The organism is Rhizobium sp. Rhizsp82, assembly GCF_047325115.1.
Taxonomy (GTDB): Bacteria; Pseudomonadota; Alphaproteobacteria; order Rhizobiales; family Rhizobiaceae; genus Rhizobium.
This window is the reverse complement of record NZ_CP168570.1, coordinates 2,477,759-2,492,205: the sequence shown is the minus strand read 5'-3', so window position 1 is coordinate 2,492,205 and position 14,447 is coordinate 2,477,759. Positions and strand designations below refer to the sequence as shown.

Sequence of the window (14,447 nt, the reverse complement as noted above, 5' to 3'; positions counted from 1 at the left end):
CCGGGCTGGGCGTTGCGTGATTTTTGAAGGAGTGTTTTGATGTCTTCCATTCTCGATTTGCACCCGATCAGCCGCAGGTCTCTGCTGAGCGGAATCGCTGCCACCTCGGCCCTCGTCCTGCTTCATCCCTTCACCGCCCGCGCTGCCGCCAACCAGGCGCATCTCCGGCTGATGGAAACGACCGATATCCACGTCAACGTCTTTCCCTACGACTATTACGCCGACAAGCCGAACGACACGATGGGCCTCTCGCGCACCGCGACGATCATCGATTCGATCCGCGCCGAAGCCGCCAATTCGCTGCTGATCGATAATGGCGACGTGCTGCAGGGCAACCCGATGGGCGACTACATGGCCTATCAGCACGGTATGAAGGATGGCGACGTCCACCCTGTTATCAAGGCGATGAACACGCTCGGTTACACGGTCGGCACGCTCGGGAATCACGAGTTCAACTACGGCCTCGATTTCATGTTCAAGGTGCTCGGCGGCGCAAACTTCCCGTTCGTCTGCGCCAACCTGACGAAGGGGCAGCTTGCCGCCGATCCCAAGAAGGACGACCTGTTCTTCAAGCCCTACATGATCGTCGAAAAGCAGATCAAGGACGGCGCCGGCAACGAGAGCCCGGTCAAGATCGGCTTCATCGGCTTCGTGCCGCCGCAGATCATGCTCTGGGACATCAAGAACCTCGAAGGCAAGGCGCAGACGCGCGATATCGTCGAGGCTGCCAAGGCCTGGGTACCCGCCATGAAGGAAGAAGGCGCGGATATCGTCATCGCCCTCTCCCATTCCGGCATCGACGGCGCGGCACCATCAGAGAAGATGGAAAACGCCTCGCTCTATCTCGCGGGGATCGACGGCATCGATGCGATCTTTACCGGCCACCAGCATCTGGTCTTCCCCGGCCCCAAGACCTGGGACGGGATTGCGAATGCCGATCCGGTCAAGGGTACGCTGCATGGCAAGCCGACTGTGATGGCCGGCTTCTGGGGCTCGCATCTCGGCCTGATCGACCTGTTGCTGGAGAAAGACGGCAAGAGCTGGAAGATCGTCGATTTCACCGCCGAGGCGCGGCCGATCTATCACCGCGACGACAAGAAGAAGGTGATCGCCGACGTTCCCGACAAGAAGGAAGTCGTCGAAGCGGCCAAGGCCGAGCATGAGGCAACGCTCGCCTATGTCCGCACGCCCGTCGGCAAGACATCGGCGCCGCTCTATTCCTACTTCTCACTCGTCGCCGACGACCCCTCTGTGCAGATCGTTAGCCAGGCGCAGACCTGGTACATCAAGCAGATGCTCGCCGATACCGAGTTCAAGGATCTGCCGGTTCTTTCGGCGGCAGCCCCGTTCAAAGCCGGCGGCCGCGGCGGTGCGGACTATTACACTGACGTTCCCGCGGGCGACGTGGCGATCAAGAATGTCGCCGACCTCTATCTCTATCCGAACACCGTGCAGGCCGTCGTCATCAATGGCGAGCAGGTGAAGAACTGGCTCGAAATGTCGGCCGGGATGTTCAACGAGGTGAAGCCGGGCTCCAAGGACGCTCCGCTGCTGAACAACGAATTCCCGTCCTACAATTTCGATGTCATCGATGGCGTCACCTACCAGATCGACCTGTCGCAGCCGCGCAAATACGACAATGACGGCAAGGCGGTGAACGAGGCGTCGAACCGCATCCAGAACCTGCAATTCGAGGGCAAGCCGATCGATCCGAAGCAGAAATTCGTGGTGGTGACCAACAACTATCGCGCCGGCGGTGGCGGTCATTTCCCTGACATCGCTGCCGACAAGGTGGTGTTCCAGGCGCCGGATACGAACCGCGACGTCATTGTCCGCTTCATCCACGACCAGGGCACGATCAACCCGTCTGCCGACGGTAACTGGACCTTCAAGCCCCTGCCCGGCACCACGGCCGTCTTCGAAAGCGGACCGAAGGCCAAACAGTTCATGGCCGACGTCAAGGGCGCCAAGATCGAGGAAGCCGGCGACGCTGCTGAAGGCTTTGCCAAGTTCCGGCTGGTGCTCTGAGATTTGATCGACAACGGGGCCGGCGGCGACGCCGGCCTATTCCGCCGCTTCCTGCATCGAGGTCAGCGCGGCAAGCTGCTCCTGGAATTCACTGTGGCTCGGGCACATGGACAGGAGATTGCGGAAGCGGTCGATCAGCCAGGCCGTCGCCGGTCCCGGGGGATTGGCTATCTTGTGCAGGCTGTAGATCGGATATTCGCCCTGCTCGTAGGCAGGAAGATCGAGCTGCACCAGTTTGCCGGAATTCAGGTCGTCGCGTGAGACCGAAGCCGGCAGACCACCCCAGCCGAGGCCGCCTGCAATCAGCTGGTGCTTGATAGCGATGTCGCTGACCCGCCAGGTCCGGTAGGAAAGCACGTTGAAATCGCGCCCGTTGGTGATGCCCGAGGTATCGCGCACCACCATCTGAACCTCTTCGCGCACATCCGAAAGCGTCAGCGGCCTCCGGAGCTTGGCAAGCGGGTGAAAGGGTGCAGCGACGGGAATCATGAAGGAATGGCCGATGCGCTCGGCAACCAGCGTATCGTCCTGCTTCATCAGCGCGCCGCCGATGCCGACGGTCGCTTCCCCGGTTGCCACCATGTTCATGACTTCGCCGAGCTCGCCGACCATCAGGTTGACAGTCACCGACGGGAATTTGGTGCGGAACTCGCGCAGCACCATCACGACGGCCTGCGACGGCACCATGACGCTAATGGCGATCGAGAGTTCGGCTTCCAGCCCCTCTTTCAGGTTTTTCACGCGGGCACGCATGACTTCGAGATCGGCGACAAGCCGGCGGGCATCGGCCAGCATCGCATGGCCGGCCTTGGTCAGCTTCGGCTGGCGGGCGCCGGAACGCTCGAAAAGCTCGACCTCCAGCTGCGCCTCGAGATTGGCGATCGTGTAGCTGATGACTGACTGCGCGCGGTTCAGAAGGCGCGAGGCGGCGGAGAAGCTGCCGCTATCGGCAACGGTCAGAAACACCTGCAACTGGTCCAGCGTCGGGTTCGGGAGCATATCTAATCCATCGATAGTTTCGATCTATATTATCCCAGTTTTTTCGATAGCAGGCCAGTCCTATTTCTCTCCTCGAAGCCGCGGCGAACCTCCCTGACAGCCACGGCAAACCCAATTCGAAATGAGGAGCCTGCCATGTCTTCCATCCTTCTTCTGACCTCCAGCCCGCGTGCTGAATCGCTGTCGACCACGATCGCCGCCGATCTCGCCAACAAGATCGCCGCCCAGAACGCAGGTAGCGTCGTCGTTCGCCGCGACCTCGCCGCCAACCCGCTGCCGCATATCGACGACCTCTTCACCGCCGCGATCCGCAAGCCCGCAGACCAGCGCACCGCGCAGGAAGCCGAAGCGGTCAAGACTTCCGACGCTCTGGTTGACGAACTGCTCGCCGCCGACACCGTCGTCATCGGCACCGGCCTCATCAACTTCAATATCTACTCGTCGCTGAAGACCTGGATCGACAACGTCGCCCGCGCCGGCCGTACCTTCAAGTACACGGAAAGCGGCCCGGTCGGCCTCGCTACCGGCAAGAAGGTCTATGTCGTTCTCGCTTCGGGCGGCGTCTATTCGCAGGGTCCGGCCGCCGGCATGAACCACGCCGTCCCGTACCTGAAGTCGGTTCTCGGCTTCCTGGGCATCGCCGATGTCGAGACCATCTATGTCGAAGGCCTGGCCTTCGGTCCGGAAGCTGCCGAAAAGGCAATCGGTGCGGCCAAGGCCCGCGCCGAAGAGATCGCGCTCGCAGCCTAATCGGCGCAACGCATATTCGAGGAAAACGGCCGGTTCATTACCGGCCGTTTTTCATTTCCCGGCGAAGTCGTTGACGAAGCTTTCGGCGGTTTTCAAGATCTCGGCGGCGAATGCCTCGTCATTGGCGACCCGCGCCAGGCCGACCGCGCCGGTCATCAGCGCGCTGAGGATGATTGCCTTGCGGCGTGCCTCGGCATCCCCCTCGTCACCGCCGGAAATGCGCGCCGTCATCCGTCCGACATTGGTCTTCAACTGATCGGTCGCCAGCGTCCGGCATTCGTCGCCGGAGCGCGCGAGATCGGCCGTCAGCGCCGCAAACGGGCATCCTTCGCCAACACCCTCGCGATGATCCCCGCCGAGATAGGTTGCCGCATAAGCGCTGACGGGAATATCGGCCGGGTCGACGCCTTCGGCCCGAACCTTCGCTTCCCAGGAGCCGAAGGCCAGCTGCATCGCCTCACGAACCAGCTGGTCGCGTGATTCGAAGTGCTTGTAGAAGCCGCCGACCGTCAGCCCCGCTTCCTTCATCAGGTCGGCGACGCCGATGCCCTCAAGGCCCTTTTCCCGAAGACGGCGCGAAGCGATCTCGACGATCTTCTCGTGCGTCTTCTGTTTTTCGACCTGCGAATGACCCACGCGACGCTCCCGCAATGCTGCTTGACAATTCTGGATTACACTCATAATCCTATTTGTGGATTTCAATCATAATCCAGAACGCAGCCAATTCCAAGAGGAGTGCTCCCATGCGTCTCAAGAACAAGGTCGCCCTGATCACCGGCGGCAATAGCGGCATCGGCCTTGCAACGGCCAAGGTCTTTCTCGCCGAAGGCGCCAAGGTGATCATCACCGGCCGCAACCCCGATACGCTCGCCGCCGCCGTCAAGACGCTCGGCGATGGCGTGCTCGCCATTTCGCTCGAGCTCACCGATGTTGCCGCGATCGACAAGGCTTTCGAGGAAGCCGCCGCCAAGTTCGGCAAGTTCGATATCGTCTTCGCCAATGCCGGCATCGGCGGCGTCACGCCGCTCGGCCAGACGTCGCTCGAACAGTTCGAGCGCTTCGTCAGCACCAACCTGACCTCGGTGTTCTTCACGGTTCAATCCGCCCTGCCGCATCTCAATGACGGCGCTTCGATCATTCTCAACGGCTCGGTTCACGCCGTGCTCGGCGCTCCGGGCTGGACGGCCTATGCAGCCACAAAGGGCGCGACCCGCGCCATGACGCGCACCATGGCCTCGGAGCTCGCCCCGCGCGGCATCCGCGTCAACCAGGTGACACCCGGCGGCACGAAGACGCCGATCTGGTCGCCCTTTGCGCCGACGGCGGATGCGAGTGCTGCTCTCGAAGAAAAGCTCGGCAGCCTCAGCGCGCTCGGCCGGATGAGCGAAGCCGAGGAGATCGCCAAGGCGGCGCTCTATCTGGCGTCTGACGATGCGGCGAATGTCACGGCGATCGAGATCACCGTCGATGGCGGCATGACCAATGCGCCTTCAGGCGCGAAACTGTTCCGTGAAGGCTGATATCAGCCGACCTTGACGAGACCGGAGCGGCCGACAACGCAGTTGCGGCCGCTTTTCTTTGCCTGGTAGAGCCGGTCGTCGGCGGCAGCGAGAACGGTGGTGAAGCTGACGCCGTCCTCGTCGGCGGTGGCGACGCCGATGCTGACGGTGACGGGCTTGCCATCCGGGGTCTTGACGCTCGTCGCGATCGTCCAGCGCAACCGCTCTGCGACGATCAGGCCTTCCTCGTGATCCGTTCCCGGGCAGACGGCGACGAATTCCTCGCCGCCGAAGCGGAAGACGCGGTCGGCTGAACGCAGGATGGTGCCGAGCCGCCCGGCGATCGCTTTGAGCACCTCGTCGCCCTGCAGGTGGCCGAAATTGTCGTTCACATCCTTGAAGTGGTCGGCATCGATGATGATCACGGTGCCGTAGAGACCCTGGCGCTGCGCCTCGCGGATCATTACCGGCGCTTCCAACTCCATGCGGCTGCGGTCATAGACGCCGGTCAGGATATCGCGGCCGGTGCGGTCGAGGAGATCGTTGTAGCGCTCGCGGAAGGTCAGGTCGCCGAAGACGTCGCTGATCGAGCGGGCGGCAGCCGGCACGCCGTCGCGGCGGACGTAGATCTCGTAGAGCGCGAAGAGAACCGTGTAGACGCAGACGGCGAACATCTTCGCCTTCCAGCCATCCCAGAAGGCCGACAGCGGCACGCCCAGGAAATAATGCAGGCCGCCGAAGAAGCCTACCTGGTCAAACGTCAGCAGCACGAAGCCGCAGACCATGAAGCGCAGGATGACCTTGCGCTTGATGTAACGGCCAAGCCGCTCGTAGAGCAGGATGATGCCGATGGAATCGAGATAGAGGATGGCGGTACCCCAGATCATCAGCCATCCCATTTCCTTGAGGAAACCGAAATCCGCTTCGTTCCCCGGCGACATCTCGATCGTGTGATGCAGCTGCAGGATCCAGGCGATCGCCACCGTCAGCAGGTTGCCGATGAACAGACCGTAGATCGGCTGGCGGACTGTCGAGGCATCCTCCTGCAGATAGAGCATCAGGATCATCATCAGCTTGCCAGCGAAGAACACTGATGAACCGGGCGACGCGACGCCGAACGGCAGGTTCACGTAGAAGACCGCCGCCAGATAGGTTTCCATGAAATGCATGACGCCGAGCGCGGTGACGAACACACCGAGGCCGAGGCGATTGCGGAAATGCAGGAGTGTCACCATCAGCCCGAAGTAGCCGATGGCTTCAAGAACGAAGAGACCGAGATTGGTGGCCTCTATCATGCGCCGGAAACCCTGCCCTGGCAGAACTGCCAGCGGCGCTTCATTCCGGTCTTGGGACGGGCTGCAACAACCACGAAATGATCCTGCGATTCCTTTCGCAGCACCTTTGACGGCAATCACTTAAAATTAAGTGACAAAGCAGCCGCTTGTGGATTCAGACCTGACGCTGCTTGACACCATCGCCGAAGAGCGAGGCGCCGTGCTGATCGATGATTTGCTGGGCCTTGCGCACGGTGCATTCGTTGGCATCGTCGAGCGAGGAGAACATGTCGGCGCGGATGAAGGTCCGCACCAGCACCTCATCGCCGGATGTCTTTTCGATGCGGCCCGCCAGGCGGTACTGGCCGCCTTCCTTCTGCGGTTCGGCATAGATCGCGCAGTCGCCATAGAGCTGCGGCTCTGCCGACTTGGCGCTGCCGCCGCCGCCTTCGCTGGGCTTTGCGCCACCTGAGAATATCGAGACAATGCTGGAGAATATCGAAGCCATGTTTCGCCTTTAACACGCGGGACTTGCTGCCGCAAAGTCAAATGATGAGGTTTGCCAGGATCTCGTTTTCGGTGATGTCCTCGAAGCCCATGCCCGACTTCTCGAAATTTTCGACCAGTGTGGCGAAATTCTCGGGCGCCTTTGTTTCGATGCCGATCAGGATCGAGCCGAAATTGCGCGCCGTCTTCTTCAGATATTCGAAGCGGGCGATATCGTCGTCGGGGCCGAGCAGATTGAGGAAATCGCGCAGCGCGCCGGGACGCTGGGCAAGCCGCAGGATGAAATATTTCTTCAGCCCCGCATAGCGCATGGCGCGCTCCTTGACGTCAGGCAGGCGCTCGAAGTCGAAATTGCCGCCGGAGACGACGGCCACGACCGTCTTGCCGCGGATGTCTTCCGGGTTCATCGACGCCAGCGCCGTCAGCGACAGGGCGCCGGCCGGCTCGAGCACGACGCCCTCGACATTCAGCATCTCGGAGATCGTCACGCAGATCGCGTTCTCCGGCATCAGCATCACCTGATCCGCCCGAAAATCCTTGAGCGCCGCGAAGTTCAGATCGCCGATGCGGGCAACGGCGGCGCCATCGACGAAATTGTCGACCTTGGCGAGCGTCACCGGTTCGCCGGCCTCGATGCTGCGCTTCAGGCTCGCGGCACCCGCGGGCTCGGTGAAGACGAAGCCTGATTTTGCGACGATGCCGTCGAGATAGCCGGTAATGCCGGCTGCCAGACCGCCGCCGCCGACAGGCATGACGATCATGTCAGGCACCTTGCCCTCGGGCAACTGCTGCATGATCTCGGCGGCAACCGTCGCCTGCCCCTCGATGATATCCTCATGATCAAAAGGCGGCACCATGACACCACCCGCCTGCTCCGCATGATCGCGCGCTGCCTGGTAGCACTGGTCGAAGAAGTCGCCGTAGAGCTTGATGGTGATGAATTCGGCGCCGAACATGCGGGTCTTGTCGATCTTCTGCTGCGGCGTGGTCACCGGCATGAAGACGACGCCCGGCACGCCGAAATGGCGGCAGACGAAGGCGAAGCCCTGGGCGTGATTGCCGGCCGAGGCGCAGACGAAGGTGCGGCCCTCGCCGCCTTCGGCGATCGCCTTGCGGAAGAAATTGAAGGCGCCGCGAATCTTGTAGGAACGAACCGGAGAAAGGTCTTCGCGCTTCAGCCAGATATCGGCGCCATAGCGTGCCGAAAGATGGTCATTGAGCTGTAGCGGCGTAGCCGGGAAAAGGCTGCGCAGCGCTTCCTCGGCGTTTTCAACATCCTGACGGTTGACGGTCATCGGTCCATTCCTCATTTCGCCCGCCCGCTATGGCACAGAGCGGCGCCCGAAAGAAAGCCTCAAACCGGGCAAGCCGGTTCGCCCTTCGCGAAAGCATTTCTTAAGCTCAGCCGCCGAACACGCGGTGGACACGGCTTTTTGCAGTGCACCACGCGGCGCGCCCTGCTAATATGACAGGATGATAACACCGAAATTCATGAGGCCGCTGGCCTGGCTGGTGCTGGCCGGCATCATCTTCGTCACGATCTCCCCGATTGGCCTGCGCCCGCACACCGTGACCACCGTCGATTTCGACCGGGCGCTCGCCTATGCCGTGACCGGCTTCATCTTCGTGCTCGGCTATCCCAAGCAGTGGAAGCTGATCGTGCTGCTGCTCGCCTTCGGCGCGATCGTCATCGAGGCGCTGCAATATTTCTCGCCGACCCGCCACGCCCGCCTGCATGATGGCATCATCAAGGGCATGGGTGCTGCAATCGGCGCCATGGCCGCCCACGCCCTCCTGAAAATCCGCGCCCGCAAGGCCGCGCCCAAAACGCCCACGGAACCAGCCTCCTCCAGCGCCGCCCTTGACTGAATCGCCGATGTCGTTGATTGAGTAGCGCGCGCTGCGGGCGTGGCGAAACTGGTAGACGCAAGGGACTTAAAATCCCTCGGCCTTAGGCTATGCGGGTTCGATCCCCGCCGCCCGCACCAAGCGTTCATTCCGGATCCTTGTCGTAGACGGTGATGCCTTCGGGCAGTTGCACCCAGCGGTGCCTGCGGCAGTCGTAAACGGAATCCCGGGGCGGCGGGAAATCGGGGTCGGCGAAGGCGCCGACGGCGACGCCGACCGAGCGGTTATCCTCGCCTTCTTCCGTATGATAGAGATTGGTGCCGCAAACCGGGCAAAAGCGGAAGCGGAATTTGGCGCCCTGGTCGCCGGTGCGGACATAATCGGTGGCGCGGCCGGTTACCTTGTAGCCAGGGCCGAAAGCTGCGAGGGCGGCGAAGACGCTGCCGGTGCGGCTCTGGCAGGCGAAGCAGTGGCAGACGCCGACGCCGAGAGGCTCGCCCTCGACCGTGATCTGCAGCTGGCCGCAGGTGCATTTGGCAATTCTTGTCACCATGGCGCGAAACTCCGTGGGCGGGATCTGCCCGAAAGCTGGCGCGGATGGCGGTGAAGTCAAACCGCCGATGTCACCAGTGGCGGATCTTCCAGTAGTCGGAACCGGTGCGGCGCGAGATCAGTTGCAGCGTGCCATCGGGCTGGACGACATATTTCTCGAAGACGCGGTAGCCGAATTTATCGGGGAATTCGTGATCGACGACATGGCCGGGCGCCGCCCCATAATAGACCACCCGGCCGCCGTAAGTCAGGCTGCCACGCATCGGTTCGGGCGGCGGCATGGTGGTGTTGCAGCTCGCAAGAGCCAGCAAAAGCATCAGCGAGACAATGGCGCGCATCGGCGAATCTCCTTTTCATTCAGCCATATAGGAGCTTCGTGCAGGGTGTCAGCGGCGATTGCCCCATTTTTGAGCAAGCGGGTGATTTGCCGAAGGCTTTATCATGCTGTTCGAATGTGCTTGTATACCGGGGAAAACGAGGCCCGGGCGGTTGAAAGCCGGGTTCAGCATGCAAGAATGACGATGCGGCGTATGGGTAAAGCTAGTCTTGTGGGAGTAAGACGGTGGTTTACGATTGGGATGGCGTCAGAACGAAGCGTTTGAAATTCTATAAGACGACGATGGCCTGCCTGTTTGCAACGGCGGTTGTCGCGGTTTCGTTCTTCGCGTTAGCTTCGCAACTTCACAATCTCGGCGGGTGAACCCGTCTTCAGCTTGGCGCTTTCGTCGTCCTTACCGTCGAAATCGATGGTGAGCGCGAGAAGGATCACCGAAAGGCACACCAGCCCGGCGATCACGCAAGCCAGCAGTTTCATCATATAGCGGTCCATCAGGGCCTCCTTACGCGTCTCCTTATGATTTTATCATATACGCATGGAATGCGCCAAAACGCCGCCCGCACGAAGACGTGAAAACGGCGCAGCCTCGGGCCGCGCCGTTTTCAATTTTTCAGGCCGTATGAAGCTTAGGCGAGCTTCGCAGCGATCTTGGCGACGTGGGCGCCCTGGAAGCGTGCACCTTCGAGTTCGATCTCGGAAGGCTGGCGCGAGCCGTCACCGTTGGTGATCGTCGACGCGCCGTAGGGCGAGCCACCCTTGACTTCTTCGGTGCCCATCTGGCCCTGGAAAGCGTAGGGAAGGCCGACATAGGCCATGCCGTGATGCAGGAAGGTCGGCACGAAGCCGAGGATCGTCGATTCCTGGCCACCGTGCTGCGTAGCGGACGAGGTGAACATCGAGCCGACCTTGCCGACGAGCTTGCCGCCAAACCACAGACCGCCGGTCTGATCCCAGAAATTGCGCATCTGCGAGGCAACAGTGCCGAAGCGGGTGCCGGCGCCGACGATGATCGCGTCATATTCTGTGAGTTCGTCTACCGTTGCGATCGGAGCCTTCTGGTCGAGCTTGTAGTAGGAAGCCTTGGCGACTTCTTCCGACACGAGTTCCGGGACGCGCTTGACGGTTACGTCGGCACCAGCCGACTTCGCGCCTTCTGCAACGGCATAGGCCATGGTTTCGATGTGGCCGTAAGCCGAATAGTAGAGAACGAGGACTTTTGCCATTTTCAAGCTCCGTCTGGGTTGATGTGCATTTAAACCGGCGATGGTTCTATCAGCGCGGCGGTGATGGCGCATCCCTTCCGGCAAGAACTCACTGTTCACTCAGCGGAGACGCGAAAGTGCTTGCTGTCTTATTTTTGTGATATTGCTTTACCGTTCAGCCGCATTTGCAAGCGGAGAAATCGGCGCTACCTATAGCGGACCCATTTCATTCCGGACGTTTTCCATGACCAATCAGACCATCGTTACAGCCGCCATGCTCGCCATCGGCGACGAACTGCTTTCGGGCCGCACCAAGGACAAGAATGTCGGCTACCTCGCCGATCTGCTGACGCTGTCGGGCATCGACCTCAAGGAAGTCCGCATCGTTGCCGACGAGGAGGATGCCATCGTCGAGGCGCTGAATGCGCTGCGCGCCCGCTACGAATATGTCTTCACCTCCGGCGGCATCGGCCCGACCCATGACGATATCACCGCGGACGCGGTTTCAAAGGCTTTCGGCCTGCCCTGCGAGCATGACGCGAAAGCGATGTCCCTGCTCGGAGACATGTACAAGCGCCGCGAACTGGAATTCACGGAGGCGCGCCAGCGCATGGCGCGCATGCCGCGCGGTGCCGCCCATATCGAGAACCCGGTCTCGACGGCACCGGGCTTCATCATCGGCAATGTCTATGTGATGGCAGGCGTGCCGCAGGTGTTCCAGGCGATGATCGGCAATGTGCTGCCGACGCTGAAGACCGGCGCCAAGGTTCTGTCGCTGGCGATCGCCTGCCCTTACGGCGAAGGCGATATCGGCACGCCGCTCGCGGCGATCCAGAAGGCGCATCCGGACACCAGCATCGGCTCCTATCCGCGCTATGTCGGCCAGAAATTCTCGACCGAGATCGTCGTGCGCGGCCGCTCGCAGGATGTCATCGAGGCCGCCGGTAAGGACGTCGAGGCGATGATCGAGGATATCCGCAAGGCCAAGGAAATTGCCGAGAACCATTCGGCGGAAGCGTAAGCCTCCGCCCCTCTCCTCTCAAACCATTGATCTCAGTCAAGGAACCGCAACGCAGGCCAACGCATTCTTTTCATGCGGAAGTTCATTTCAGCCGCCCAAGGAGAATTTGATATGTCCTACAAAACCATACTCGCCATTCTCGATACTGCCGATAACAGCGGTGCCGTCGCCGATTTTGCGATGACGCTTGCTGCTGCCCACGGCGCGCATGTGATCGGGCTGCATGCCGAGACGATCTCGGCCGTGCCGCTGGTGGCGCCGATGGAGATTCCCGATCCCGTCGCGGTGCAGGCGCTGCAGGACATGGCGCATTCCGAAACCATAGAGGTCGAGCGGATATTTAAACAGAAGGCGGCGGCGAGCGGCGTCTCCTTCGAGTGGCGCAGCTTCGCCACCTCGACCGGCTACGGCTCGGCGCCGCTGATCGAAACCGCCCGCAGCGCCGATCTGCTGATCGCCTCGCAGGCCGATCCGGCGCGGCCCTCCGACAGCCATGTCGATGTCGACAACTTCCTGTTTGAAAGCGGCCGCCCGGTGCTGATGATCCCCTACATCATCCGCAAGCCGAAGCCGATCAAGCGGGTGCTGATCGCCTGGAACGGCTCGAAGGAAGCGGCCCGCGCCACATTCGACGCGCTGCCGATCCTCAAGGGCGCCGATGCGGTGGAGATCTTCTCCGTCGATCCTGTCGATAGCGCAACGCAGAGTGCCGGTCTCGCCGGCGCAGATATCGCCGCCACCCTCGCCCGCCATGGCGTCAACGCGACGCTTGCGACTGCCGAGAGCGCCAGCAAGAGCGCGTCTTCGGTCATAGAGAACCGGCTTTCCGACAACAGCATCGATCTTCTCGTCATGGGCGCCTATACGCATTCGTGGCTCTGGCAGACGATCTTTGGCGGCACGACCAAGTCTCTCTTGCAATCGATGACGGCGCTGACGCTGCTATCCCGTTGATGATTGCGTGCCGGGACTTGCGTTCCGGCCGCAAATGCCGCTATTTCAGGCGACCGGTGACGGGCCCCGGCAATCATTCGCGCAGCTCCGGCTGCGCGATTTGCGTTTGTGGTCGCCCTGAGGTCGCCGGCGGTTTCCATCATGCCGCGGAGCAGTCCCATGTCCCTTCCCGATAAAGCCTTTCCCGTTTCCTGGGACCAGTTTCACCGCGATGCGCGCGCGCTCGCCTGGCGGATCGCAGGATTGAACAAGGAATTCACAGGCATCGTCTGCATCACCCGCGGCGGTCTGGTTCCCGCAGCGATCATCTGCCGCGAGCTCAACATCCGCCTGATCGAGACGGTTTGCGTCGCCTCCTACCACGACTATGTGAACCAGGGTGACATGGTCGTCCTGAAGGGCATCGCCCCCGAGCTGCAGGAAAATGGCGGAGAAGGCATTCTCGTCATCGACGACCTGACCGACACCGGCAAGACGGCGGCCCAGGTGCGCGGCATGCTGCCGAAGGCGCATTTCGCCTGCGTCTACGCCAAGCCCCAGGGCGTGCCGACCGTTGATACCTTTGTCACGGAAGTCAGCCAGGATACGTGGATCTATTTCCCGTGGGATATGGGCTTCACCTATCAGGAGCCGATTGCAAAAGGCCCGAAATAAACCTAAAGATGATAATATCCGAAGCAGCAGCCGCTGCGGGTATTGATTGTTATCTTAGTAATATTGCGAATGTATAGTGGGTGCTCGGCAAGGGCATCCACAGTTTACCGGCATCAGGGCGCGCCGGAAAACATGCCCCCGCTGCATAGACTATATGGGCAACCGCGTGCCGTCAGGCGCGCAGCAAGGAAGGGCAATGCGCTACGGGGGTTGGGTCATTGCGGTCGTAGCTTCAGGGCTTTCGATCTCGCCATTTGCGCTGCCCGCGCCGTCCCATGCCGAACCTGCCTATATCTCCGTCGTGCGCGAATATGTGGATACCGTGGTCCGGCCGATGGTCAACAATCCCGTCGTGCTGAAAGCCATCAAGGACCAGAACGTCCGCTTCGGCGATGTCAGCAAGACCGATATCCAGGTTCTGGACGGCACCTACCGCTCCGAGGTCGAGACCGGCCAGTTCCAGATGATCTCGAAGCTGATGATGAACCCGGTCTCCCGCTATCTGAAATCGAAGCAGGACAATTCCCAGGGCGTCATCATCGAGTTCTTCGTCACCGACAAGAACGGATTGAATGTCGGCGAGAGCCGCACGACGATGGATTACTGGCAGGGCGACGAGAACAAATATCTCCGAACCTTCGCGCGTGATTCGGATGAGACCTTCATCGACCGCGCCGAGCGCGATGACGTGACGCAAATCCTTGAAACACAAGCGAGTTTCACGATCCGGGACGAGACCGGCAAGGCCATCGGCATCGCCACCGTGACGATCGCGCTGGACGCAATCTGAAGCTTCTTCGCGTTTCGAATCGCTAGACCGAT

The 14,447-nt window shown here is 61.2% G+C and carries 17 protein-coding genes and 1 tRNA gene; 9 read left to right on the top strand and 9 right to left on the bottom strand.

What is annotated here, in order from left to right:
• The first annotated feature begins 39 nt into the window (after positions 1–39).
• Complete coding sequence (locus ACEN84_RS17300) at positions 40–2,028, top strand: bifunctional 2',3'-cyclic-nucleotide 2'-phosphodiesterase/3'-nucleotidase (protein ID WP_413709356.1); 1,989 nt, start codon at positions 40–42, stop codon at positions 2,026–2,028.
• 36 nt (positions 2,029–2,064) lie between these two features.
• On the opposite strand, the gene ACEN84_RS17295 is transcribed toward ACEN84_RS17300, so the two are convergent.
• Entirely contained in the window at positions 2,065–3,027 is a 963-nt protein-coding gene (locus tag ACEN84_RS17295; RefSeq protein WP_112711539.1) for a LysR family transcriptional regulator, read from the bottom strand.
• A gap of 135 nt (positions 3,028–3,162) precedes the next feature.
• Here ACEN84_RS17295 and ACEN84_RS17290 point away from each other — a divergent pair, with 135 nt between their 5' ends.
• Complete coding sequence (locus ACEN84_RS17290) at positions 3,163–3,777, top strand: FMN-dependent NADH-azoreductase (protein ID WP_112711538.1); 615 nt, start codon at positions 3,163–3,165, stop codon at positions 3,775–3,777.
• A 51-nt stretch (positions 3,778–3,828) separates the two neighbouring features.
• Here ACEN84_RS17290 and ACEN84_RS17285 read toward each other — a convergent pair whose 3' ends face one another.
• A complete protein-coding gene (locus ACEN84_RS17285) occupies positions 3,829–4,413 on the bottom strand; it encodes a TetR/AcrR family transcriptional regulator (RefSeq protein ID WP_203429002.1) in 585 nt (194 codons plus the stop codon).
• A gap of 107 nt (positions 4,414–4,520) precedes the next feature.
• Between ACEN84_RS17285 and ACEN84_RS17280 the strand changes: the two genes are divergently transcribed.
• The gene (locus tag ACEN84_RS17280; RefSeq protein WP_413709355.1) at positions 4,521–5,297 is read left to right on the top strand and encodes an SDR family NAD(P)-dependent oxidoreductase; all 777 of its coding nucleotides are present in this window, start codon (positions 4,521–4,523) and stop codon (positions 5,295–5,297) included.
• A 2-nt stretch (positions 5,298–5,299) separates the two neighbouring features.
• Here ACEN84_RS17280 and ACEN84_RS17275 read toward each other — a convergent pair whose 3' ends face one another.
• From ACEN84_RS17275 to ilvA, 3 genes are all read right to left on the bottom strand, one after another.
• Entirely contained in the window at positions 5,300–6,568 is a 1,269-nt protein-coding gene (locus ACEN84_RS17275; protein WP_413711320.1) for a diguanylate cyclase, read from the bottom strand.
• 157 nt (positions 6,569–6,725) lie between these two features.
• Positions 6,726–7,058 carry an HlyU family transcriptional regulator gene (locus ACEN84_RS17270; protein ID WP_413709354.1) on the bottom strand — a complete coding sequence of 111 codons (333 nt, stop codon included), beginning with the start codon at positions 7,056–7,058 and terminating at the stop codon, positions 6,726–6,728.
• A gap of 37 nt (positions 7,059–7,095) precedes the next feature.
• Positions 7,096–8,352 carry a threonine ammonia-lyase gene (gene ilvA, locus ACEN84_RS17265; RefSeq protein WP_413709353.1) on the bottom strand — a complete coding sequence of 419 codons (1,257 nt, stop codon included), beginning with the start codon at positions 8,350–8,352 and terminating at the stop codon, positions 7,096–7,098.
• Positions 8,353–8,548: 196 nt separating this feature from the next.
• Between ilvA and ACEN84_RS17260 the strand changes: the two genes are divergently transcribed.
• Both ACEN84_RS17260 and ACEN84_RS17255 read left to right on the top strand, forming a co-directional pair.
• Positions 8,549–8,926: a VanZ family protein gene (locus ACEN84_RS17260; protein WP_413709352.1), complete on the top strand. Its 378-nt coding sequence runs from the start codon at positions 8,549–8,551 to the stop codon at positions 8,924–8,926.
• A gap of 33 nt (positions 8,927–8,959) precedes the next feature.
• Positions 8,960–9,045: transfer RNA gene (locus ACEN84_RS17255), tRNA-Leu, on the top strand.
• 5 nt (positions 9,046–9,050) lie between these two features.
• Here the strand turns inward: ACEN84_RS17255 and ACEN84_RS17250 are convergent.
• From ACEN84_RS17250 to wrbA, 4 genes are all read right to left on the bottom strand, one after another.
• Entirely contained in the window at positions 9,051–9,458 is a 408-nt protein-coding gene (locus ACEN84_RS17250) for a GFA family protein (protein ID WP_413709351.1), read from the bottom strand.
• Positions 9,459–9,528: 70 nt separating this feature from the next.
• On the bottom strand, positions 9,529–9,795 hold the full coding sequence (locus ACEN84_RS17245; protein ID WP_413709350.1) for a hypothetical protein: 267 nt from the start codon (positions 9,793–9,795) through the stop codon (positions 9,529–9,531).
• A gap of 329 nt (positions 9,796–10,124) precedes the next feature.
• Positions 10,125–10,286 (bottom strand): hypothetical protein, encoded by a 162-nt coding sequence (locus ACEN84_RS17240; RefSeq protein ID WP_162708602.1) that lies wholly within the window; start codon positions 10,284–10,286, stop codon positions 10,125–10,127.
• Between the two features lie 134 nt (positions 10,287–10,420).
• On the bottom strand, positions 10,421–11,017 hold the full coding sequence (gene wrbA, locus ACEN84_RS17235; protein WP_112711518.1) for an NAD(P)H:quinone oxidoreductase type IV: 597 nt from the start codon (positions 11,015–11,017) through the stop codon (positions 10,421–10,423).
• A 223-nt stretch (positions 11,018–11,240) separates the two neighbouring features.
• Between wrbA and ACEN84_RS17230 the strand changes: the two genes are divergently transcribed.
• From ACEN84_RS17230 to ACEN84_RS17215, 4 genes are all read left to right on the top strand, one after another.
• Positions 11,241–12,017, top strand: coding sequence for a competence/damage-inducible protein A (locus ACEN84_RS17230; RefSeq protein ID WP_413709349.1), 777 nt, complete (start codon positions 11,241–11,243; stop codon positions 12,015–12,017).
• Positions 12,018–12,128: 111 nt separating this feature from the next.
• Positions 12,129–12,971, top strand: a complete 843-nt coding sequence (locus ACEN84_RS17225; protein ID WP_413709348.1) for a universal stress protein — start codon at positions 12,129–12,131, stop codon at positions 12,969–12,971.
• A 159-nt stretch (positions 12,972–13,130) separates the two neighbouring features.
• The gene (gpt, locus tag ACEN84_RS17220) at positions 13,131–13,625 is read left to right on the top strand and encodes a xanthine phosphoribosyltransferase (protein ID WP_112711515.1); all 495 of its coding nucleotides are present in this window, start codon (positions 13,131–13,133) and stop codon (positions 13,623–13,625) included.
• A 196-nt stretch (positions 13,626–13,821) separates the two neighbouring features.
• Positions 13,822–14,415 (top strand): hypothetical protein, encoded by a 594-nt coding sequence (locus ACEN84_RS17215; RefSeq protein WP_413709347.1) that lies wholly within the window; start codon positions 13,822–13,824, stop codon positions 14,413–14,415.
• Positions 14,416–14,447: the final 32 nt, after the last annotated feature.